Here is a 22,724-nt window from a genome sequence, read left to right as displayed (position 1 = left end):
TTCACGGGGACCTTCAGAAAACGCGCTTGTTGACGACCTGTCAAGAGCGGTACGCGGCCCGGGTGAACGCGATCAGGGCGCGGGCGGCCGGGCTGAGCGGGCCGCCGGTCCGCCACGCCAGCGCCAGCGCGCCCCGCAGCCCCGGCCCGGCGATGGCGACGACCCGCAGCTCCGCCTGGTGGTACCGGGCCAGCGACTCCGGCACGATCGCCACCCCGAGACCACGGACCGCCAGCTGCACCAGGACGTTCGGGTCGGCCGCCTCGAACGCGATCCGCGGCGTCAGCCCCTCCCGCGCGAACGCGGCGTCCAACGCCGTGCGCAGGCCCGTCCCCTTCGGCAGCGCCATCAGCGGCAGCCCGGCGAGGTCGGCGATCTCCACCTCGGCCCGCCCCGCCAGCGGGCCGGTCGGCGCGGTGACCGCCAGGAACGGCTCGTCGAGCAGCACCTGCGTCGCGATGCCGGGCGGCGGTTCGGTCGCGAGGCCGACCACGGCCAGGTCGAGCCGCCCTTCGCGCAGCGCCGCGAGCATCACGTCGGAGTTGGCCTCGGACAGCGTGATCTCCACCGCCGGGTACCGCTCGTGGAAGCCGGCCAGCAGGTCCGGCAGCCCGACCGGGCCGGCCGACGTCACGGCGCCGATCGCGACCTGGCCGCGGACGAGCCCGGCCAGCTCGTCGACGGCTTCGCGCACCCCCTGCACCGCCGCGAGCGCGGCGCGGGCGGGCGGCAGCGCGGCGGCGCCGACGTCGGTGAGCCGGACGGTGCGGCCGGAGCGGTCGAGCAGTTCCTGCCCCAGCTCGCGTTCGAGCCGCCGGACCTGCGCGCTCACCCCCGGCTGGGCGACGTGCAGCCGCTCCGCCGCGCGCGTGAAGCTGCCTTCCTCGGCGACGGCGACGAAGTACGCGAGCTGGTGCAGTTCCATAAGCACTGATTCTAGTAAACAGAAAAGACAGATCTTGGACTTCTGATCGTCCCAGCCCGAAGCTGGAGGCAGCGAACGAAGGAGTCGAAGATGCTTACCCTCCGCCCTGGTCAGGACGGTTACGCCGAGGAGATCGCCGGTTTCCAGACGTCGGTGCCCAGCTCGCCCGCCCTGGTGGCCGGCGTCGAGAGCGCCGAGGACGTCGCCGCCGCCGTCCGGTACGCCGCCGAACACGACCTGCCGGTCGCGGTCCAGGCGACCGGGCACGGCCTGACCGCCGGCACCGACGGCGTGCTGGTGAGCACGCGCCGGATGACCGACGTGCACGTCGACCCCGGCAGCCGGACCGCGCGGGTCGGCGCCGGGGTCCGCTGGGACGCGGTGATCGAGGCCGCGGCGAAGCACGGGCTGGCCCCGCTCAGCGGCTCGTCACCCGGCGTCGGCGTCGTCGGCTACACCCTCAGCGGCGGCTTCGGGCTGATGGCCCGCCGCTACGGCCGCGCGGCCGACCACGTGCGCGCGATCGACGTCGTCACCCCCGACGGCGAGCTCCGCACGGTGACGCCCGGGTCCGAGCTGTTCTGGGCCCTGCGCGGCGGCCGCGCCGGCTTCGGCGTCGTGACCGCGCTCGAGTTCGACCTGGTTCCGGTGGACGGGCTGTACGGCGGCGGGCTGTACTTCGACACCGCGGACCTCCTGGCGGTGCTGCGCGCGTGGCGGACGTGGTCGATGACGGCCCCCGACGAGCTGACGACGTCGATCGCGCTGATCCCGCTGCCCGATCTGCCGGTGCTGCCGGAGCCGATCCGCGGGAAGCACGTGGCGAACGTGCGGATCGCGTACCTCGGCGAGGACGGCGACGAGCTGGTCGCCCCGCTGCGGGCGGCCGCGCCGGTGCTGGTGGACACGCTGCGGCGGCTGCCGTTCACCGAGTCGGGGTCGATCGCGAGCGAGCCGCCGCACCCGCACCCCTACCACGGCACGAACGCGACGGTGACCGCGTTGAACGACGGGATGCTGACGTCGATCCTCGAGCACGCGGGCCCGGGCGCCCCGGTGGAGACGGTGCTGATCATCGACCGCCTCGGCGGCGAGCTGGCCCGGCGGCCGGTGGACGGCCCCGGCTGGGACTCGGCGGCGGAGTTCGTCGTGCGGGCGCTGTCGGTGGTCGAGGACGGCGTGGACCCCATCCGCCGCGCGCACGCGAAGCTGTTCGACGCGCTGGCGCCGTGGTCGACGGGCCGCTTGCTGCCGTTCCTCTACGGCGAACACCCGGCCGACGAGCTGGCGGCGGCCTTCCCGGCCGAGGACCTCGCCCGGCTGAAGCAGCTCAAGCGGAAGTACGACCCGGCGGGGCGGTTCGGCTGACCCGGATCCCGCCGGCCGCGCTGGACGCGGCCGGCGGGACGGCCCGTCAGCGCTCGAGGACCACGATCGGGATGACCCGCGTGGTCTGCTTCTCGTAGTCGGCGAAGCCCTCGGCGTGCGCGACCATGCCCGCGTAGAGGCGGTCGCGCTCGGCACGGTCCTCGATCACGGTGGCGGTGGCCTCGAACTTCTCGGTGCCGACCTCGACGGTGACCTTCGGGTTGGCGACGAGGTTGTGGAACCAGGCCGGGTTCTTCGGCGCGCCACCCATGGACGCGGCGATGACGTAACGGTCGCCGTCGCGGGTGTAGACGAGCGGGGACAGGCGCGCTTCACCGCTCTTCGCGCCGATCGTCGTGAGAAGCAGCACGTTCTTGCCCTCGAACATGCCCCCGACCACGCCGGCGTTCGCGCGGAACTCCTCGACGACCTGGTTGTTGAAGGCGTTCATGTCGGCTGGCGCGGTCATGGAATCCCCTGTTCTTCCCGGTACCCTCGACGAGCGCGAGGTACTGTCGGGTGAGTGTGATGCGTTTGCTTTGCAAACAAAGCTACCGAGGTGGGGTGAGCGGTGTCAACGGAGGCGGCCGGACCGAGCGTCGAGGACGGCGTGCGGCAGCTCCTGCTGCTCATGCCGCGCCTGGTCGGCCGGGCGAAGCGCACCCCCGTGCCGGCTGAGCTGGACGGCTGCGCGCTGGCGCCCCGGCACCTCTCGCTGCTGTCGTACCTGTTGTTCGACGGCCCGATGACGGTCACCGAGCTGGCCACCCGCCTGCAGGTCGCCCCCACGACGGCGAGCCTGATGGTCGGCGACCTCAGCCGCCAGGGCGTCCTGAACCGTGACGAGGACCCGGCCGACCGCCGCCGCACGATCGTCAGCATCACCCCGGACAAGCGCCCGGCGGTCGACGCCTGGCTGGCCCGCGGCGCGAAGGCGTGGAGCGACGCGCTCGGGCCGTTGACCCCGGCCGAGCGGCAGCTGGTGATCTCGACGCTGGAGGCGTACGAACGCGGGACCTGCGACGGCCCCGCCTGCTAGCTCAGTCCTCGGTGCGCTTCTCGCGAGCCAGCTTGCGCTGGGCCTCCGCGCGCTCGCGGCACTTGCGGAGGAACTCCTCGTCGTCGTCCGGGTTCCCGGCGGCGAAACGGCCCGGCCGGTCGTACTCCGGGAACGCGGGCGCGTTGCGCTCGTACGGCCTGCGGGCCCGCGTCACGTGCTGCGGGCGCCCCGCGACCAGCCAGACGATCGAGCCGACCAGCGGGATCACCAGCACGACGAGCAGCCACAGCAGCTTCGGCAGGTTGCGGCACGACGACTCCTCCGTCGTGATCACGTCGACCAGGCAGAAGATCCACAGCCCGAGCGTGACGAAGCCGAGCAGACCATCGAAGTACAGCAATTCCCGCCCCTTCCCCAGAGATGAACGCGGTAAGTCTTAGCAGAACCCCCCGGCGGTGCGGTCGCGGGTCACCCGCAGCACCGAAGGCATCCGGAGATTCGGCGACGACACCCACGCCGTTTCCGCTTCTGTCAGGCGAAAACCACGCAACGCCTCCAGAACGCCGGTCGCGAGGGCGAGCGCTTGCCGCGCCCCCGGGCAGGCGCGCGGCCCGGCACCGAACGGCGTGCCCGCCAGCGGCACGACGACGTCTTCGCCGCCGATCCGGCGGCGCGTGCCCAGCACCGGCTGTTCCGCGGGTTTTCCGGTCAGTGCCGCGAAAAGCCCGTTGCCGATGAGCCCGGCGGTGGCGTCGCAGGCCTGGACGAGCAGGCCGATCCGCGCCGCCGCGAGTTCGGTCGTGCCGCCGCAGACCGCGAGCAGCCGGCCCAGTGCGGCCTCGGCGTCCGCACCGGGCGTCACGTGCGGGTGGTAGGCCGCCGCGACCGGAGCCACGTCCGCCGAGACGTCCGGCAAGCCGAGCGCCTCCGCGAGCACCCCGACCGGCACCGGCCGGGCGATCACGGCCATGACGTCGACGGCGTCGAGGCCCGCCATGATCCGCCGGGTCCGCGAGAAAGCCTTTTCCTGCAACGATTCCGGGTCGACCGGGGCGAGCAGATCCACCGCCAGCCCGCGCCGCCGGGCGTGGTCGGAGCCGTTGCTGAAGCGCGAGACGGAGGCACGCAGCCAGGCGACGCTCCCCGGCGCGACGTCGGCGGGCACGGGCGGGACCGGAGCGGTCAACGAAGTCATGCGGCGAAGGTAGCCACGGGAAACGTCGGCGCCGGCCGAAGTTTCATGCCATTCCGGGGCCCGCCACCCCGAGCCCCCGAAAGCCTCAGAACAGCCAGGACGCCGGGAACCACGTCGCCTGCGGGCCGCCGCACCGGGTGGTCCGCGGGACGTCGTGCTGGAACCACCACGCCTCGGTGACCCGGCCGTCCGGCAGCCGGTACGTCGGCGGGCCGGCGACGCGGACCAGCCCGGCGGCGAGCAGCGACCGCGCGCTGGCGACGTTGCCCACCTCGGCGCCGGCCCGCACCCGCGGCAGGCCGAGGTGGTCGTGCGCCAGCGTCAGCCCGGCCGCGAAGAGCACCCGGCCGTTGCCGCGGCCGCGGTAGTCCGGCGCGAGGTAGCCGCCGGTCTCAGGGCCGCCGTCCTCGCCGGTGTGGACGCTGACGAGACCGACGCAGCGGTTGGCCGCGACGTCGATCATCACCAGGTCGACGGACTGCGGATCGGGTGACACCCAGTCCGGGCCGGTGCCCGGCACGACGCGCAGCGCGTCCGCCCGCGCCGACTCGGCCACGATCGAGTCGCGCTGCCAGCCGAGCCACCGCTGGGCGGCCGGGTCACTGCCGCAGGCGACCGCGGCGGCGTACTCCCACGCGGTCGGCGTCCGGAACAGGAACCGCCCGCTGCGCACCACATGGCCCTGCCGGTCGCAGGCCCGCTTGGTCATCAGGCGGCCGCGGCGGGTGAGCCGGTCGAAGATCCCCTTGGTGGCTGGCAGCATCGCGGCGGAATCGTAGCGGAGCGATCCGCACCGGAGTTGTTATTGTGGCCCGATGACGGCCGTACCCGAGGCAACCGAACTGGACGGCTCCGGCCGGGCAGCCCAGCCTCGTCAGCTCATCGTGACGGTTTACGGCCTCTATTCGCGCACCGAAGGCGGCTGGCTCTCGGTCGCGTCGCTGATCGACCTGCTGGCCGCCGTCGGTGTCGACGAGCCCGCGGTGCGCTCGTCGATCTCCCGGCTCAAGCGGCGCGGGATCCTCGAAGCCGTGCGCCGCGGCGGGACGGCGGGGTACGAGCTGTCCGGCGACGCGCGGGAAATCCTGCGCGAGGGCGACGAGCGGATCTTCCGCCGCGAGCGCGCGACCCCGGGCGACGGCTGGCTGCTCGCGGTGTTCTCGGTGCCGGAAACCGAGCGCCACAAGCGTCACCTGCTGCGCGCCCAGCTCGCCCGGATGGGCTTCGGCACCGCCGCCTCCGGCGTCTGGATCGCCCCGGCGCACCTGCACGCCGCGACCGCCGAGGCGCTGACCCGGCTCGGCCTGGCCGGGTACGCCGACCTGTTCCGCGCCGACCACCTGGCGTTCGGCGACGTCGCCGCGAAGGTCCGCGAGTGGTGGGACCTCGACCGGCTGGACGAGCTGTACACGACGTTCATCGACGAGCACGGCCCGGCGCTGCACCGCTGGCAGCACCGCCGGTCGGTGGCCGACGAAGACGCCTTCGCCGACTACGTCCGGGTGCTGACCGGCTGGCGGCGGATGCCCTACCTCGACCCCGGCCTGCCCGCGGAGTTCCTCCCCCGCGACTGGTCGGGGATCCGCGCGGCCGAGCTGTTCTTCGAGCTGCACGCCCGGCTGGAGGACCCGGCACGCGCGTACGTCGCGAAGGCCATCAACTTCGGCTGACGACGGCGAAGCCCTGGACCTCGACCAGGGCTTCTTCGTCCCAGAGCCGGTCGACGCCGATGCCGGCCATCGCCGGGTACTCCGTGCCCGCGAGCCGCCGCCAGACCGCGCCGATCTCGCGCGCGTGGGCCCGGTAGTCGGCCATGTCGACGATGTAGATCGTCACGCTGCACAGGTCTTCCGGCGCACCCCCGGCCGCGCGCAGCGACGTCAGCAGGTTGCCCAGCGCGCGTTCGAACTGCTCGACGACGCCGTCCCCGACGATCCGGTTCGAAGCGTCCAGCGCGGTCTGCCCGGCGAGGAAGACGACCCGCCCCTCCGCCACCACCGCGTGCGAGAACCCGGACGGCTTGCCCAGCTCCGGCGGGTTGATGCGTTCCATGCCGGACACCGTACGCCATCTTTCGCGTTATTGACGGTCGTACGGTTGACGACATACCCTGGACGGCGTGCGAATCGCGGTCATCGGCGGCGGCCCGGCGGGCTTGTACTTCGCCGCGCTGGCGAAACAGCTCGGTCCCGCCCACGAGATCACCGTCTGGGAGCGCAACGCCCCGGACGACACGTTCGGCTTCGGCGTCGTGTTCTCCGACGAGACGCTCGGCGGCATCGAGCACGCCGACGCGGCGGTGCACGAGGCGATGAAGGCCGAGTTCGCGCGCTGGGACGACATCGACGTCCACTACCGCGGCACGGTCACCACCTCGGGCGGCCACGGCTTCGCCGCGATGAGCCGCAAGCGCCTGCTCGGCATCCTCCAGAGCCGGTGCGCCGAACTCGGCGTCGGGCTCCGCTTCCGGGAGGAGGCCCCCGCCGACCTTTCGGGGTACGACCTCGTCATCGCGGCCGACGGCGTCAACTCGGCGATGCGCGCGCGGTACGCCGAGACGTTCCGGCCCAGCGTCGAGACCCGCCGGTGCCGCTACATCTGGCTCGGCACGGACCTCGTGTTCGACGCCTTCAAGTTCTACGTCCTCGAGACGCCGGCCGGGATCATGCAGATCCACGGCTACCCCTACGGCCGCGACGGCAGCACGTTCATCCTCGAAGTCCAGGAGGACGTCTGGCAGCGGACGTTCGGGCCGATCGCCGCCACGTCGCTGCCGCCCGGCCAGAGCGACGAGAAGTCCATCGCGCTGATCCGCGAGCTGTGCGCCGACGTCCTGGACGGGCACGGCGTCATGGCGAACAACTCGAAGTGGGTCACCTTCGGCACGGTCCGCTGCGAGACGTGGGTGCACGACAACGTCGTCCTCCTCGGCGACGCCGCGCACACCGCGCACTTCTCGATCGGCTCCGGCACGAAGCTGGCGATGGAGGACGCGCTCGCGCTCGTCGCGTGCCTGCACGAAAACGACGGTGTCGCGGCGGCGTTGAAAGCCTACGAGCTGGAACGGCGCCCGGTCGTCACGTCGACGCAGCGCGCCGCGCAGGCGAGCCTGGAGTGGTTCGAGAACATCGCGCAGTACACCCACCAGGAGCCGCCGCAGTTCGCGTTCAACATCCTCACGCGCAGCCGCCGCGTCACCTACGACAACCTCCGCCTCCGCGATCCGGAGTTCGCCACCGAGCTGGACCACTGGTTCGCGCGGTCGCTCGGGACCACCTCGCGGCCACCGATGTTCCAGCCGTTCCGGCTCGGCGAGCTGGAACTGCCCAACCGGATCGTCGTGTCCCCGATGGACATGTACTCGGCAGTCGACGGCCTGCCGGGCGACTTCCACCTCGTGCACCTGGGCAGCAAGGCGCTCGGCGGGGCCGGGCTGGTGATGACCGAGATGGTCTGCGTCTCGCCCGAAGGCCGGATCACGCCCGGCTGCGGCGGGCTGTACACGCCGGAACAGGAAGCGGCCTGGAAGCGGGTCGTCGACTTCGTGCACTCGCAGACGCCCGCGCGCATCGGTGTCCAGTTGGGACATTCCGGGCGCAAGGGATCGACGAAGCTCATGTGGGAGGGCATCGACGAGCCGCTCCCGTCGGGCAACTGGGAAGTCTGCGCGCCCTCGGCACTGCCGTACTCCGAACGGAACCAGGTCCCGCGTGAGCTGTCCACTTCGGAGCTCGTGGCGATTCGGGACCAGTTCGTCGCGTGTGCTCACGCGGCCGCCCGCGCCGGGTTCGACGTCCTGGAACTGCACTGCGCCCACGGCTACCTGCTGTCGTCGTTCCTCTCGCCGCTGACCAACCGGCGAACGGATTCCTACGGCGGCTCGCTGGAGAACCGGCTGCGCTTCCCGCTCGAAGTCTTCGACGCGGTCCGCGCCGCCTGGCCCGCCGAGCGGCCGATGACCGTCCGGATCTCGGCGACCGACTGGGCCGAAGGCGGCATCGACGCCGACGACGCCGTCGAGATCGCGCGGGCCTTCGCCGCCCACGGCGCCGCGGGCATCGACGTCTCGACCGGCCAGGTGGTCTGCGACGAGAAGCCGCAGTACGGCCGGAGCTACCAGACGCCGTACGCCGACCGGATCCGCAACGAGATCGGCGAGGAGTACGGGATCGCGGTCATCGCGGTCGGCGCGATTTCGTCTTACGACGACGTGAACTCGCTGATCCTGGCCGGCCGCGCGGACCTCTGCGCACTGGGCCGCACGCACCTCTACGATCCACAGTGGACGTTGCACGCCGCGGCCGAGCAGGGGTACCCGGTGCCGTGGCCGAAGCCGTTCGCCGCCGGCAACCGGAAGCCGCAGACCGGCCGCAGCGACGGCCCGGAACCGCGGCTCGACCTCGTCCGCTCCGGCCCCACCGGGACGGCCCATGCCCGCTGGCGACCGGGAGCCTCCTCATGACCTTCGCGTTGACCGCCGAGCAGCAGGCCTTCGCTTCGGAAGTCCGGCGGCTGGCCGCCGACCGGCTGCGCCCGCTCGCCGAGTCCGGTGTGGAGGGTGCCGTGAACCGCCCGCTGCTCAAGGAGATGGGCGCGCTCGGCCTCCTCGCGCGGCTCTTCCCCGGCGTCGCTTCGGGGAAGCCGTCACGGCAGGCGGCCGCGACGGACCTGTGCATCCTGCGCGAGAACCTCGCCACGGTGAGCACCGAGGCCGAGACGGCGCTGGCGTTGCAGGGCTTGGGAACCTACCCGGTCCTGCAGTCCGGGCAGGACGAACAGGTGGCGCGGTGGCTGCCCGCGGTGGCGGCCGGCGACGCGGTGGCGGCGTTCGCCCTGACCGAGCCGGACGCCGGTTCGGACGCGGCCGCGCTCTCGCTGTCGGCCGAGCCCGACGGCGACGGCTGGCGCCTGACGGGCGAGAAGATGTGGATCTCCAACGCCCCCGAGGCCGACTTCTACACGGTCTTCGCCCGCACGACGCCGGGCGCGGGCTCGCGCGGCGTCAGCGCGTTCGTCGTCCCGGCCGACCGCCCCGGCCTCGGCGGCGAGCACCTGGATCTGGTCAGCCCCCACCCGATCGGCACGGTCACGTTCGACGGCGTCGAGGTCCGGCGAGGAGAACTGCTCGGCGAGGAGAACCGCGGCTTCGCCGTGGCGATGCGGACCCTCGACCTGTTCCGGCCGAGCGTCGGCGCGTTCGCCGTCGGGATGGCGCAGGCCGCGCTGGACGCCACGGTGGCCTACACGGGCGAACGCGTCGCGTTCGGCGGGCCGTTGATCAAGCAGCAGGCGGTGGCGCACGCACTGGCGGAGATGGCGACCCGCACCGAAGCCGCCCGGCTCCTGGTCTACGCGGCGGCGGGAGCGTACGACGCGGGCGAAGAGAACCTCGGCGGGCGCGCGGCGATGGCGAAGCTGTTCGCCACCGAAGCCGCGCAGTTCGTCGTCGACTCGGCGGTCCAGCTCCACGGCGCCCGCGCCCTGCGACGCGGGCACCTGCTGGAGCACCTCTACCGCGAGGTCCGCGCACCCCGGATCTACGAAGGCGCCTCGGAGATCCAGCGGACCATCATCGCGCGATGGCTGGCTTCGGCTTCCGGTCCAGCCACCACTGGCTGAGCAGCAACAGCGTCAGCAGGCTCAGCACACCGGAAACCGTGGCGGCACTCAGGATCATCTCCGTTTTTTCTTCGATCCGGGGCATGACAACCAGGAAACCGAGCGGCGAGAGGGCCCGCGTCAGCAGGGTGTGCATGGTCATCGCGAAGCTGCGGATCATCCACTTCCGGTGGTCGGCGTACCGGCGCTGCCGGATGGCCCGCCACCCGGCGGTGGTGAAGCCGAGCCACAGCAGCGCGGCGACGACGTCGACCGCCGCGACGACCGGGCCGAACGGGCTCACCGCGCCGATCGTCGCCGCCATCACCGCGGCGGGCAGCGCACCGCCGAAGACGTAGACGCGCCCGATCCGCCGGTGCGCGACCGGGTGCGTCCGCCGCAGCCAGGGCCAGATCTGCAGGACGACGCCGACGATGGCCACGGTGCCGAAGAGGATGTGCGCGACGAGGAACCAGTAGTGCGACGCGAACCCCGGCGGCGCGGGGACCCGCGACCGGGCCGGGTCCAACGTCAGGTAGGGCGGCACCGAGAAGGCGAGGAAAGCGGCAACGACCAAGGCGAGCGGCGCCAGCCAAGGCCGTCGCCACCACTTCGGCTTCGTTGCGCCAGGTTCGGGTTTTATCTCGGTGCGGACGGTCATGGCTACCCCCGGGATCGGCTTTCGCTCCGAAGGTAGGGCCGGCACGGGGGACGAACCATGGGGTGAGCCACCACAAGCGCGGTGGGGCCCACCCCACCGCCGTTCAGCTCCCCCGGACCCGCCGGACGGTGTCGCGGTAGAAGTACCCGCTCTGCTTGATCGTCCGCTGCTGCGTCTCGTAGTCCACGCGGATCAGCCCGAACCGCTTCGCGTACCCGTACGCCCACTCGAAGTTGTCCAAAAGGGACCAGGCGAAGTACCCGCGGACGTCGGCCCCGGCCTGACGGGCCGCCGCCACCGCCGCGATGTGGGAGGCGAAGTACGCCGTCCGCTCGTCGTCGCGGACGAACCCCGACGAGTCCGGGTCGTCGTCGAAGGCCGAGCCGTTCTCCGTGATGTACATCGGGAGACCCGGGTAGTCGCGGCCCAGCCGGGTGAGCAGCTCCGTGAACTTGTCCGGCAGGATCTCCCAGCCCATCGCCGTCGTCGGCTCGCCGAACGGGACCGTCCGCGAAGCCGGGACGCCGTCGTCGTCGACCGCGCGACCGGACTCGTCGACCCCCGAGAACTGCTGGCCGAAGTAGTAGTTGACGCCGAGGAAGTCCAGCGGGGTCGAGATGACCGCCAGGTCGCCGTCCTGGACCGGGAGCTTGACGCCGCGGTCGGCCAGGTCGTCGACCACGTCCGCCGGGTACCGCCCGTGCACCAGTGGGTCCAGGTAGATCCGGACGCCGAGGCCGTCCGCCTGCCGCGCCGCGCGGACGTCCTCCGGCGAGTCCGTCGCCGGGTCGGCCGTGCACATGTTGAGCGTGATGCCGAACTGCGTGTCCGCCGGCGCGGCCTCGCGCATCCGCTGCGTCGCGAGCCCGTGCCCGAGCAGCAGGTGGTGCACCGCGTGCAACCCGGCCGCGTAGTCCCGGCGGCCCGGCGCCATCACGCCGTGGACGTACCCGTGCATGGCCGAGCACCACGGCTCGTTCAGCGTCGTCCAGTGCCGGACCCGGTCGGAAAGCCGGTCGAACACCAGCATCGCGTAGTCCGCGAACCGGTACGCCGTGTCACGCGCCGGCCAGCCGCCCGCGTCCTCCAGCTCCTGCGGCAGGTCCCAGTGGTACAGCGTCAGCCACGGCGTGATCCCCCGGCTCAGCGTCTCGTCGACGAGCCGGTCGTAGAACCCGATGCCCGCCTCGTTTACGCCGCCGCGGCCGCGCGGCTGGACCCGGGGCCACGCCACGGAAAACCGGTAGGTGTCCGCCCCGAGCTCGCGCACCAGCTCGATGTCCGACGGCATCCGGTGGTAGTGGTCGCACGCCACGTCGCCGGTGTCGTTGTTGTCGATCGCCCACGGAACCTGGCAGAAAGTGTCCCAAATGGACGGTGTGCGCCCGTCTTCCGCGACCGCGCCTTCGATCTGGTACGCGGCGGTGGCCACGCCCCAGCGGAAGTCCGGCGGCAGGGTGTCGATCAGCGCCTGCTGTTCGGCGGTCGCGGCTGTGGTCTCGGTCAAGGCAGTCTCCTCCAGGGATACCGGGACAGGACGGGCGTTCAGGGAGTGGCGACGGGGTGCAGCCAGCACGCCACTTCGCGCGCCGGGTCGCCGGGCGTTCCCAGCAGCGGCACCCGGTCGGGGCACGGCTCGAAGGCCTTGGGGCACCGCGGGTGGAACGCGCAGCCCGACGGCATCCCGCGCGTGTCGGGCGGCGAACCCGGGATCCCGCTGAGCTCGCGGCGCGGTCCCCGCAGGGCGGGGAACGAGTTCAGCAGGCCGTGGCTGTACGGGTGGAGCGCGTCCCGGTAGAGGTCCGCCGCCGGCGCCTGCTCGACGATCCGGCCGCCGTACATGATCGCGATCCGGTCCGAGAACTCGACCAGCAGCGAAAGGTCGTGCGTGATGAACAGGACCGAGAAGCCCAGCCGCTCGCGCAGTTCGACGAGCTGGCCGAGGATCTGGCGCTGCATGACGACGTCGAGCGCGGTGGTCGGCTCGTCCATGATGACGATCCGCGGCTCCAGGGCCAGCGCCATCGCGATCATCACGCGCTGGCGCATCCCGCCCGAGAGCTGGTGCGGGTACGCCTCCAGCCGGTCGGCCGAAATCCCGACCAGCTTGAGCAGGTCGCGAGCCCGCGCCACCCGGCCCGCTTTCGTGGTCCGCGGTTCGTGCGCCTTGATGACGTCGACGAGCTGCGTGACGACCTTGTGCACCGGGTTCAGCGAGTTCATCGCCCCCTGGAACACGATCGACGTCTCGGCCCAGCGGAAGTCCCGAAGCTGCTTGTCCGTCAGCTTCAGCACGTCGTACGGTTCGCCGTCCGCGGGGTGGTAGATCACCTCGCCGCCGCGGATCACGCCCGGCGGCGCGAGCAGCCTCGTGAGGCCGTAGGCCAAAGTGGACTTCCCGCTGCCGCTTTCCCCGGCCAGGCCCAGGACTTCGCCGCGGTGCAGCGTCAGGTGCACGTCCCGGACCGCGCGCACGGCCTCGTCGCCGACGCCGTAGTCGACGTCGAGCCCCTTGATCTCCAGGACCGGGTCCATCATGGCTGTTCCTCCCGCCCGAGCACGGGCGTGAAGCCCACGCGCATGCGATGCGTCCGCCCGTCCGCGCCCTTGACGCGGGACTTGCCGCTGCCGCGCAGCCGCGGGCTGACGAACTCGTCGATGCCGAAGTTGAGCAGGGACAGCGCGGTGCCGAGGATCGCGATCGCCAGCCCGGCCGGCACGAACCACCACCACGCGCCCTGCGCGAGGGCCTGCTGGCTCTGCGCCCAGAACAGGATGGTGCCCCAGTTCCAGTTGGACAGTCCGGAGACGCCGACGAACGCGAGCGTGATCTCCGACATCACGGCGAAGATCACCGTGCCGACGAAGCTGGACGCGATCACCGCGGTCAGGTTCGGCAGGATCTCGAAGAAGATGATCCGCCACGTCGACTCGCCGGTCGCCCGGGCCGCCTCGACGTACTCCCGGCCTCTGAGCGACAGCGTCTGGGCCCGGAGCACGCGCGCGCCCCACGCCCACGACGTGAACCCGATGATCACCGCCACCAGGATGTCGCCGCCGGTGGGCACCGCGCTGCCGATGATGATGATCAGCGGCAGCGCCGGGATCACGAGGAACACGTTGGACAGCGCGGACAGCCCTTCGCCCGGCGTGCCACCGAGATAGCCCGACGTCACCCCGACGATCACCGCGAGGATCGTCGCCACGATCCCGGCGGCCAGCCCGACGAGCATGACGCTGCGCGTGCCGACCAGCACCTGGCTGAAGATGTCCTGGCCGAGGTGGGTGGTGCCGAACCAGTGCCGCGCCGACGGCGACTCCAGCAGGTCGCTGCTGCGCGCCGATGGGTCGTACGGCGCGATCCACTCCCCGACAACCGCGATCACCAGGAAGAAGACGATGACGGCGAGGCCGGTGACGGTCTTGCCGCCGGTGAGGAACCGGAACCGGCGACGGCGGGCCGCCACCGCTTCGAGGGGGAGGGCTTGGGCGGCCTTGACGTCCGCCGCGGGTACGGCCATGTCAGCCCTCCTTCCGGGTGCGCGGGTCGAGCGCCAGGTAGGCGACGTCGGCGAAGAGGTTCGCCACCAGCACCGACAGCGTGATGATCAGGAAGATCCCCTGCATCAGCGGGTAGTCCTGCGAGCCGACCGCCTGGAACAGCTGGAAGCCGACGCCGGGGTAGGAGAAGACGATCTCCACCAGCAGCGTGCCGCCGACGATGAAGCCGAGCGCCAGCGCGAAGCCGGACACGCTCGGCAGCAGCGCGTTGCGTGCCGCGTAGCCGACCATCACCCGGCGCTCGGGCAGGCCCTTGGCGTGCGCGACGGTGACGTAGTCCTCCGACGCGACGGTGACCATCATGTTGCGCATGCCGAGGATCCAGCTGCCCATCGAGCTGATCAGGATGGTGAGCGCGGGCAGCAGGCTGTGCTGGATCGCGCTGCCGATGAACCCGCCGTCCCAGCCGGGCACCACGCCCGGGTCGTACCCGCCGGACGACGGGAAGAAGCTGCCCGGGCCGGCCAGCAGCGTCAGCGCGATCAGGCCGAGCCAGAAGTAGGGGATCGACGAGAGGAACGTCGTCACCGGCAGCAGGCCGTCGACCCACGAGCCGCGCTTCCAGCCGGCGACCACGCCGAGGCCCGTGCCGATGGCGAAGCCGACGATCGTGGTGATGCCGACCAGGATGATCGTCCACGGCAGGCTGTCCCCGAGCAGCTCGGACACCGGCGTCGGGAAGAACGTGAACGAGACCCCGAGGTCGCCCCGGAAGAGCTGGCCCCAGTAGTCGAAGTACTGGGAGATCAGGCTCTCGTTCTTGTCGAGTCCGAACAGGACGTACAGCGACTGGATCGCGTCCGCGCTGATCATGCCCTGGTTCTTCGCGATCAGCGACTGCACCGGGTCGCCGGGGATCAGCCGCGGGATGAAGAAGTTGATGGTGACGGCGGCCCACGCGGTGAAGACGTAGAAGGCCAGCCGTTGCAGCAGGTACCTCATCGGGCGGCCCCGTCGTAGAGCCAGCACGCGGCCCAGTGCCCCGGCGCGTCGTCGACGTCGAACCGCGGCGGCAGCTCGGTCTCGCACCGCTGCATCGCCACCGGGCAGCGCGGGTGGAACCGGCAGCCGGACGGCGGGTCGATCAGGCTCGGCGGCTCGCCGGCCCCGCGCTCGGCGGGCACCTCACCGGGGTCGAGCTCGGCGCCCCCGCCGGCCAGCCGGTCGGGGTCGGGCGCGGAGTCGATGAGCAGCCGCGTGTACGGGTGCGCCGGGTTCTGCGTGATGGTTTCGCTGTCGCCGCCCTCGACCATCCGGCCCGCGTACATCACCATCGTCTCGTCGGCGAAGTAGCGCGCCGACGCGATGTCGTGGGTGATGTAGAGGATCGCCAGGTGCAGGCGTTCCTTGAGGTCCCGCAGCAGGTTCAGCACGCCGAGCCGGATCGAGACGTCCAACATGGACACCGGCTCGTCGGCCAGCAGCGCCTCCGGGTCGGCACCCAGCGCCCGCGCGATCGCGACGCGCTGGCGCTGCCCGCCGGACAGCTCGTGCGGGAACTTCTCGAGGTAGCGTTCCGGCGGCGTCATCTGGACGCGGGTGAGCAGGTCCCGCAGCGACGCCTCGAGGTCGTCGCCCTCCCGGCCGTGGATCTTCAGCGCCCGCGTCAGGTGGTAGCGCACGGTGTGCACCGGGTTCAGCGACGCGAACGGGTCCTGGAAGATCATCTGGACCCGCCGGGCGTAGGCGCGGAACGCCTTGCCGCGGTGGATGTTCACGGTCTCGCCGTGCAGCCGGATGTTCCCGCCGGTGCGCGGGTAGAGCCCCGCGAGCAGGCGGGCGACGGTCGACTTGCCCGAACCGGACTCGCCGACCAGTGCGGTGACCCGCCCCTTGCGGAGCGTCAGGGTGACGTCGTCGACGGCCTGGACGGCGCGGCGCGGGCCGGTCAGCCCGGCCCGGCCCTTGCGCCGGACCGGGAAGTGCTTGGTGAGCCCGGCCGCTTCCAGGACCACGTCGCCGGTCGCCCCGCCCGAGGCGGGGAGGTCCCCCTCCGACCCGACGGCGACGGGGTCGGAGGGGGCCGGGGCGGCCGCGTCGCCGCGGCCGTCCCCGTGTTCCGTGATGACTGAGTCCGCCATAGGTCAGGCCGCGGGCTTCAGGTGCAGGACGATGTCGAGCGCGTTGCGCAGCGTCGGCTGCGCGGGGCCGTACGGGTTGGCGTCGTCCGGCCAGCCGACCCAGTTCTTCGTGCTGTACTCGCCGCCGGAGTTCGCCGCCGACGTCGGGATCATCGGCTGCTGCTCGATCATGATCTTCTGCAGCGTCGCCATGGCGGCGGTGCGGGAGGCGTCGTCCTCGGCGTTGGCGTAGGTCTCGAGCGCCTTGGTCGCGTCGTCGTTCTTGTAGCGGCCGTAGTTGCCGTTGATGTTGCCCTGGCCGGTCGGCTTGTAGCGGTTGCCGTCCATCACGTCGCGGTACATGTCGTACGGCGTCGCACCGTCGTTCGTCCAGTGCATCAGGCCCTCGAAGTCACCGGTGTCGACCGACTTCGTCCACGCGTCCTGGTTCATCTTCTCGACCGTGGCGGTGATGCCGATCTGCGCCAGGTTGTCCTTGATGATCTCCAGGTCGGTGATGTAGTCCGACCAGCCGGACGGGACGGTGAGCTTCAGGGTGACCGGCTTGCCGCTCGGGTCGGCCAGCTTGTCGCCGTTGAACTTGTAGCCGGCCCCGGTCAGCAGGTTCTTGGCGCCCGGGACGTCGACCTGGACCGTCTGGCCCTTGTACTGCGGCGCGATGAACGGGTCACCCGCCGGCGTGGGGATGCCGGTGATCTGGTCGTTCTTCGGGTAGAAGTAGCCGGCCTCGCCCTGGTTGAAGATGTCGTCGCGGTTGATGACCTTGTTGACCGCCTGGCGCAGCTTCGCGTCGTTCCAGGGCGCCTTCTCGGTGTTGAACCACAGGCCGTGGACGGCCAGCTGCGCGGGGAACCACAGCTTGTAGTGCTGCGGGTCCTTGTTGGTGTAGACGGCCTTGTAGTTCGGGATGAAGACGAAGCTCCACTCCGACGCCCCGCTCACCAGCGCGTTGACCTGCGCGTTGTTGTCGGTGTAGGAGGTGTAGCGGATCTCCTTGACCTTCGGCGCTTCCTGCCAGTAGCCGTCCCGCCGGGTGACGATCATCGTCTGCGGGGTGAACGACTTGAGCGTGTACGGCCCGGTGCCGATCGGGTTCTTCACGGTGTCGAGCGCCGGGTCCTTGATGCCCTGCCAGGCGTGCTTCGGCACGACCATCGTCTGCAGGATCTTGACCTGGTTGACGAACTGGGAGCTCTCGAAGCCCAGGGTCACCTGGTTGCCGGCCGCGGTGATGTCCTTGTACGGGACGGCGTCGATGTTGATCGCCTTGTTGTCGCGCAGCAGCTGGAACGTGTAGGCGACGTCTTCGGCGGTCATCGGCTGGCCGTCGGAGAACTTGACGCCGTCACGGACGGTCAGGACCAGCTTCTTGTAGTTGTCCGACCAGTCCCACTTCGTGGCGAGCCACGGCTTGCCCGGCTCCTGCGGCTTGACGCGGTTGAGCATGACCAGGGGCTCGTAGATCATCCACCGGTAGCCCATGTTCGACAGGGCGGACGTCTCGAGGAACGGGTTGTTGTTCTCCGACTGCGGGCCGTCGGGCTTGCCGACGTTGAGCACGGCGTCCGGGTTGCCCTGGGCGGCGTTCGAGCTGCCACCCCCGCACGCGGTCAGGCCGGCGACGGCCATCACGGCTACTAGCGCTGCGACGATGGAGCGCTTGACTCGCATCGGTCCTCCTACTTGGTCATCGACGAGTAACTCCGTGTCGACTGGTAGCGAGCCCCGACCGCCGGCGACCGAACGACGCCCCGAAGTCAACCCGGGTGACTCGGGTCACGTCAATAACACGGCGGTAACTTTTTGTACCTAAGTTTAAGTACTAAAAGAACTGGTTGTGCGACCTGTTCCGGCGCACTACCCCTTGCGGTGCAAGGATTTCAGCCGGTCCGGCCACCCGCCGCGAGCAGCTGCGCGATGGGCAGCGTCGCCGCGCCGAGCGCGACCGCCTCGGGCCCGAGCCTGCCGAGGACGACCTCGGTGCGTTCGGCCAGGTAGTCGAGCGCGTGCCGGCGCACCGCGTCGCGCACGGCGGGCAGGATCGCCGGTCCCATGATCGCTCCCGCCGAGCCGGACAGCACCACCCGGTCGGGGCTGAGCAGGTTGATCAGGTTCGCGATGCCGATCCCCAGGTACTCGCCGGTCTCGGCGAGCACGTCGGCGGCCGGACCCGGCGCCGTCGCCTCGGCGACGATCCGGGCCAGTTCGGCGTCGCTTTCGTCCCCGATGACCGGTGGTTTGCCGACGCGGTCGGCGTAGTGCCGGACGACCGCCTCGGTGCCGACGTAGGCCTCCAGGCAGCCGTGCGAGCCGCACCGGCACGCCGCTCCCGCCGCCTTGACGACGGTGTGACCCCACTCGCTGGTCGTGATGCCCGGGTGCGAGGGCCCCGCGGTCGCGACGGCGGCCCCGACCCCGACGCCGAGCAGGGCGACGATGGCGCGTTCGGCGCCCCGGCCGGCGCCGCGCCAGGTCTCCGCCTGTCCGAGCGTGCGGGCGCGGTTGTCGAGGTGGAGGGGCGCGGGGACGTGCGGCCGGATCAGCTCGGCGAAGGCCACGCCCCGCCAGCCGAGGGTGGGCGCGTGCACGATCCCGCCGTCGCGGACCGCGCCGGGCACGCCGATGCCGATGCCGAACACCGCGTCCGGATCGCCGCCTTCGAGCACTTCGGTGATGCCGGTTCGCACCAATCCGGCCACTTCGTCCGGATCGAGCCGGGTGCCGACGAGCGGGTGGCGCACCGTGCCGAGCGTCCCGAGGGCCCAGTCGAAGAGGCCGACCTCGACGTGCGTCTCGCTCACGTCGACGCCCACGACGTGCCCGAACTCGGGCCGCACCGCCAGCAGCGTCCGCGGCCGCCCGCCGTCCGATTCGACCGATCCCGCCTCGGCGACGACGCCGTCCGCGATGAGCTCGGAGACGACGTTGGTAACGGTGGCGGCCGACAGTCCCGATTCAGCTACCAGTTCCAGTCTGCTGACGGGGCCGCGGAGGTAGAGGGAGGAGAGGAGTGCCGCGCGGTTGTGCCGCCGGAGGTCTCTGGTCGTTTGGCGCACCACCTGGGTCACCGGGAGGATTGTGCCAGACACCGGCCGTGCGACCATCGGTTCGGGACTTAGTTCACCACTTAATACATAGCCACAACTTACGGTGATCAGGCATCCTGTCAGTGAGCCGGTAAGAGTTCAGATGGGTTGCCCATGGCGAGCAAGCGCACGACCGTCCGTGATCTGCGGCGGCACAACCGATCCCTGCTGCTGTCGAAACTGTACTTCGACGGCCCGCTGTCGAGGCACGAACTGAGCCAGCTCACCGGATTGAGTGCCGCCACGGTCAGCAACGTGACCGCCGAACTGGGCGAAGAACGGCTCATCACCGAAGCGGGCCAGGTCGAGTCGGACGGCGGCCGGCCGCGCGTGCTGCTGCGCGTCGACCCGGCGTACGGGCACGTCGCGGGCGTCGACATCGGCGAAACCGGCGTCAAGGTCGAGCTGTTCGACCTGGCGATGAACCGGCTCGCGACGGTCGAGCACCCGCTGCCGAAGGCCCCGGACCCGGCGACGGCGGTCGAGCAGGTGACGTCCGGGCTGCGCGAGGTGTTCGCGAGCGCGGGCATCGACGACGCGAGCGTGCTGGGTGTCGGCATCGGCGTCCCGGGCACGGTCGAGCAGGGGGCGCGGGTGCTGGTCCACGCGCCGACGGTCGGGTGGGACGCGGTGCCGCTGGTGTCGCTGCTGCAGGACGCGGGCGTCACGCTGCCGCTGTTCGTCGACAACGGCGCGAAGACGCAGGGCCAGGCCGAGATGTGGTTCGGCGCCGGCCGCGGGGCCCGCCACGCGGTGATAGCGCTGATCGGCTCGGGCGTCGGCGCGGCCGTGGTGACGGACGGAACGACGTACCGGGGCTCGACGAGCAGCGCGGGCGAGTGGGGCCACACCACGATCGCGTACGGCGGCCAGGCCTGCCGCTGCGGCGCCCGGGGATGTCTGGAGGCGTACATCGGCGCGGGCGGCGTGCTGGCCCGCTACCGCCGCGCGCGGGGCAAGGACATCACGGGCGAGGACGAGCAGGCCCAGTTCGCGGCGCTCTTGGAGGCGGCCCCGAAGTCCAAGACGGCAGCCCGCGTCCTCGACGAAACGGCGGGCTACCTGGGCGCGGGCATCGCGAACCTGATCAACCTGTTCAACCCGGAACGCATAGTGATCGGCGGCTGGGCCGGGTTGGCGCTGGGCGAGCAGCTGCTGCCCAGGATCCGAGCGGCGGCGGGCGAGCACGCGCTGCGGCACCCGTTCAGCCAGACGTCGATCCAGCTGGGTTCACTGGGCCTGGACGCGGTCGCCACCGGAGCGGCGACGCTGCCGGTGGCGGATCTGCTGGAGCAGGGGGCCACGCCGAGGATCGCCAAGCCGGGAGCCCCGGACTCCGACGCGGCCTGAGCCTGGGGCTTGTGTCAGCAGGGCGGCGCATCGGCCCGGTGAGCAGGGCAGGCGCATCGGCCCGGTGAGCAGGGCCCACCCTCCCGGGGGTCCGTCCCCGCTCCAGCGTATCGGCCCACCCCGACAAAAACCGGCGCAGACCGCCGCCGAACCGCAGTTGTCCACAACCCCACCGAACTGTGGACACCTCAGCGGCCCGAGCCACCGCGAACCCCTCGGCACCGCCGAGCCCCACCGAACTGTGGACCCCCCTGCGGCCCGAGCTCCCGCGAACCCCTCGGCACCGCCGAGCCCACTGAGCGACCCCCTCGGCACGCCGGGCCCACCGAACGACCCCCTCCACACCGCCCGCGCCCCACTGAGCGACCCTCCACACCGACCCGTGCTCCACTGAACGGGACCCGCCCCCGCCACCAACCCACCCTTAATTCGGGTTGAAAAAAAATGACCGGCCGACTGTTGCCCGGCTTGTCTGGACCATGCATACTTTGTTGCCAGACACAACAAAGGCACACCCAGAGTCACAACCCAGACTCCGCCGCCGTCCGGTAGACCCGCCCCCGTGCGGCGAAGCAACGGTCCCGCCTGCCGCCGCCCCGGCATGCGAGGCCACCTCCCCTCCCCGCGTTCCGTGCTGCGCGCGGAACGCCGGTCCCCACGGTGAGAGAGGCGACAACGATGTCCACCTCGAAATCCCGCAAGAGATGGGCGGCACTGCTCGCCGCCTGTTCGCTGCTGCTCCTCGGGCAACAGGTGCTGGCCCCGAACCCGGCCCAGGCCGCGGCCACCTTCACCGACGACTTCAACGGCCCCGCGGGCGCCGCCGTCGACGGGTCGAAGTGGCAGCTCGAAACCGGCGACAACGTCAACAACCACGAGCGGCAGTACTACACCTCCGGCACCAACAACGCCCAGCTCGACGGCCAGGGCCACCTAGTCATCACGGCGAAGAAGGAAAACCCGGGCAACTACAACTGCTGGTACGGCCGTTGTGAGTACACCTCCGCGCGGATGAACACCGCCGGCAAGTTCAGCCAGGCCTACGGCCACTTCGAGACGCGCATGAAACTCCCGCGGGGGCAGGGCATGTGGCCGGCGTTCTGGATGCTCGGCGGCGGCAACTGGCCCACCGACGGCGAGATCGACATCATGGAGAACGTCGGGTTCGAGCCGAACACCGTGCACGGCACCATCCACGGCCCCGGCTACTCCGGCTCCGGCGGCATCGGCGCGGCCTACAACGGCCCGAACTTCTCCGACGACTTCCACACCTACGCCATCGACTGGGCGCCCAACCAGATCAAGTGGTACGTCGACGGGAACCTCTACCAGACCCGCACGCCGTCGGACCTCAACGGCAACCGCTGGGTCTACGACCACAACTTCTTCATCATCCTCAACCTCGCCGTCGGCGGGTACTGGCCCGGCGATCCCAACAGCAGCACGCAGTTCCCGCAGCAGCTGATCGTCGACTACGTGCACGTCACCAACACCTCGAGCGGCGGTGGCGGCAGCGGCCGGACCGGCACCATCACCGGCATCGGCGGCAAGTGCGTCGACGTCGCGGGCGCGAACTCCGCCAACGGCACGCCGATCCAGATCACCGACTGCAACGGCAACGCCGCGCAGAGCTGGACCGTCGGCACCGACGGCACGCTGCGCGCCCTCGGCAAGTGCATGGACGTCGCCGCCGCGGGCACCGCGGACGGGACACCGGTGCAGCTCTACGACTGCAACGGAACCGGCGCCCAGCAATGGGTCGTCACCGCGGCGCACGACATCGTGAACCCCAACGCCAACAAGTGCCTCGACGCCGCCGGCAACTCGAGTGCCAACGGAACCCGCCTGCAGATCTGGACCTGCACCGGCGGCGCCAACCAGAAGTGGACCACTCCCTGA

21 protein-coding genes are annotated in these 22,724 nt (G+C 71.2%); 7 read left to right on the top strand and 14 right to left on the bottom strand.

Translation table 11 applies throughout. The annotated features are described in order from the left end of the window. Positions 1-40: 40 nt before the first annotated feature. Positions 41-925 carry a LysR family transcriptional regulator gene (locus tag ACH54P_RS34615; protein WP_489907500.1) on the bottom strand — a complete coding sequence of 295 codons (885 nt, stop codon included), beginning with the start codon at positions 923-925 and terminating at the stop codon, positions 41-43. Positions 926-1,015: 90 nt separating this feature from the next. On the opposite strand from ACH54P_RS34615, the gene ACH54P_RS34610 reads away from it, so the two are divergent. Then, entirely contained in the window at positions 1,016-2,293 is a 1,278-nt protein-coding gene (locus ACH54P_RS34610; protein ID WP_489907499.1) for an FAD-binding oxidoreductase, read from the top strand. Positions 2,294-2,339: 46 nt separating this feature from the next. Here the strand turns inward: ACH54P_RS34610 and ACH54P_RS34605 are convergent, their stop codons facing one another. Beyond that, a complete protein-coding gene (locus tag ACH54P_RS34605; RefSeq protein WP_489907498.1) occupies positions 2,340-2,762 on the bottom strand; it encodes a nitroreductase family deazaflavin-dependent oxidoreductase in 423 nt (140 codons plus the stop codon). Between the two features lie 102 nt (positions 2,763-2,864). On the opposite strand from ACH54P_RS34605, the gene ACH54P_RS34600 reads away from it, so the two are divergent. Beyond that, positions 2,865-3,332, top strand: coding sequence for a MarR family winged helix-turn-helix transcriptional regulator (locus ACH54P_RS34600; RefSeq protein WP_489907497.1), 468 nt, complete (start codon positions 2,865-2,867; stop codon positions 3,330-3,332). A gap of 1 nt (position 3,333) precedes the next feature. On the opposite strand, the gene ACH54P_RS34595 is transcribed toward ACH54P_RS34600, so the two are convergent. The 3 genes from ACH54P_RS34595 to ACH54P_RS34585 form a co-directional block, all read right to left on the bottom strand. Next, the gene (locus tag ACH54P_RS34595; RefSeq protein WP_489907496.1) at positions 3,334-3,693 is read right to left on the bottom strand and encodes a PLDc N-terminal domain-containing protein; all 360 of its coding nucleotides are present in this window, start codon (positions 3,691-3,693) and stop codon (positions 3,334-3,336) included. A 36-nt stretch (positions 3,694-3,729) separates the two neighbouring features. After that, a complete protein-coding gene (locus ACH54P_RS34590; protein WP_489907495.1) occupies positions 3,730-4,488 on the bottom strand; it encodes a hypothetical protein in 759 nt (252 codons plus the stop codon). 85 nt (positions 4,489-4,573) lie between these two features. Beyond that, entirely contained in the window at positions 4,574-5,251 is a 678-nt protein-coding gene (locus tag ACH54P_RS34585) for a GNAT family N-acetyltransferase (protein ID WP_489907494.1), read from the bottom strand. 52 nt (positions 5,252-5,303) lie between these two features. Between ACH54P_RS34585 and ACH54P_RS34580 the strand changes: the two genes are divergently transcribed. Then, entirely contained in the window at positions 5,304-6,158 is an 855-nt protein-coding gene (locus ACH54P_RS34580; protein ID WP_489907493.1) for a PaaX family transcriptional regulator, read from the top strand. Here ACH54P_RS34580 and ACH54P_RS34575 read toward each other — a convergent pair. Next, the gene (locus tag ACH54P_RS34575; protein WP_489907492.1) at positions 6,145-6,540 is read right to left on the bottom strand and encodes a RidA family protein; all 396 of its coding nucleotides are present in this window, start codon (positions 6,538-6,540) and stop codon (positions 6,145-6,147) included. The genes ACH54P_RS34580 and ACH54P_RS34575 overlap by 14 nt on opposite strands. Positions 6,541-6,607: 67 nt before the next feature. On the opposite strand from ACH54P_RS34575, the gene ACH54P_RS34570 reads away from it, so the two are divergent. Together ACH54P_RS34570 and ACH54P_RS34565 are read left to right on the top strand one after the other, a co-directional pair. Then, a complete protein-coding gene (locus ACH54P_RS34570) occupies positions 6,608-8,950 on the top strand; it encodes a bifunctional salicylyl-CoA 5-hydroxylase/oxidoreductase (protein ID WP_489907491.1) in 2,343 nt (780 codons plus the stop codon). Then, positions 8,947-10,107, top strand: a complete 1,161-nt coding sequence (locus tag ACH54P_RS34565; protein ID WP_489907490.1) for an acyl-CoA dehydrogenase family protein — start codon at positions 8,947-8,949, stop codon at positions 10,105-10,107. The genes ACH54P_RS34570 and ACH54P_RS34565 overlap by 4 nt, the downstream gene beginning before the upstream one ends. Here the strand turns inward: ACH54P_RS34565 and ACH54P_RS34560 are convergent. The 8 genes from ACH54P_RS34560 to ACH54P_RS34525 form a co-directional block, all read right to left on the bottom strand. Beyond that, positions 10,058-10,678: a DUF2306 domain-containing protein gene (locus ACH54P_RS34560; RefSeq protein WP_489916803.1), complete on the bottom strand. Its 621-nt coding sequence runs from the start codon at positions 10,676-10,678 to the stop codon at positions 10,058-10,060. The two genes, ACH54P_RS34565 and ACH54P_RS34560, sit on opposite strands and share 50 nt — an antisense overlap. Positions 10,679-10,850: 172 nt before the next feature. Then, entirely contained in the window at positions 10,851-12,254 is a 1,404-nt protein-coding gene (locus tag ACH54P_RS34555; RefSeq protein ID WP_489907489.1) for a GH1 family beta-glucosidase, read from the bottom strand. A 38-nt stretch (positions 12,255-12,292) separates the two neighbouring features. Continuing rightward, a complete protein-coding gene (locus ACH54P_RS34550; protein WP_489907488.1) occupies positions 12,293-13,285 on the bottom strand; it encodes an ABC transporter ATP-binding protein in 993 nt (330 codons plus the stop codon). Next, complete coding sequence (locus ACH54P_RS34545; protein ID WP_489907487.1) at positions 13,282-14,268, bottom strand: ABC transporter permease; 987 nt, start codon at positions 14,266-14,268, stop codon at positions 13,282-13,284. Before ACH54P_RS34545 ends, ACH54P_RS34550 begins: the two co-directional genes overlap by 4 nt. A 1-nt stretch (position 14,269) precedes the next feature. After that, complete coding sequence (locus ACH54P_RS34540) at positions 14,270-15,250, bottom strand: ABC transporter permease (protein ID WP_489907486.1); 981 nt, start codon at positions 15,248-15,250, stop codon at positions 14,270-14,272. Next, positions 15,247-16,389 (bottom strand): ABC transporter ATP-binding protein, encoded by a 1,143-nt coding sequence (locus ACH54P_RS34535; RefSeq protein WP_489907485.1) that lies wholly within the window; start codon positions 16,387-16,389, stop codon positions 15,247-15,249. Before ACH54P_RS34535 ends, ACH54P_RS34540 begins: the two co-directional genes overlap by 4 nt. A gap of 3 nt (positions 16,390-16,392) precedes the next feature. Then, positions 16,393-18,018 (bottom strand): ABC transporter substrate-binding protein, encoded by a 1,626-nt coding sequence (locus ACH54P_RS34530; protein WP_489907484.1) that lies wholly within the window; start codon positions 18,016-18,018, stop codon positions 16,393-16,395. Between the two features lie 251 nt (positions 18,019-18,269). Beyond that, positions 18,270-19,457: an ROK family transcriptional regulator gene (locus tag ACH54P_RS34525; protein ID WP_489907483.1), complete on the bottom strand. Its 1,188-nt coding sequence runs from the start codon at positions 19,455-19,457 to the stop codon at positions 18,270-18,272. A 132-nt stretch (positions 19,458-19,589) separates the two neighbouring features. Here ACH54P_RS34525 and ACH54P_RS34520 point away from each other — a divergent pair, with 132 nt between their 5' ends. Both ACH54P_RS34520 and ACH54P_RS34515 read left to right on the top strand, forming a co-directional pair. After that, complete coding sequence (locus ACH54P_RS34520) at positions 19,590-20,825, top strand: ROK family transcriptional regulator (protein ID WP_489907482.1); 1,236 nt, start codon at positions 19,590-19,592, stop codon at positions 20,823-20,825. 678 nt (positions 20,826-21,503) lie between these two features. Then, a complete protein-coding gene (locus ACH54P_RS34515) occupies positions 21,504-22,724 on the top strand; it encodes a family 16 glycosylhydrolase (RefSeq protein WP_489907481.1) in 1,221 nt (406 codons plus the stop codon).

It is taken from the genome of Amycolatopsis sp. N2S4-7, assembly GCF_058119595.1.
This window is presented reverse-complemented; position numbering and strand designations above follow the sequence as displayed.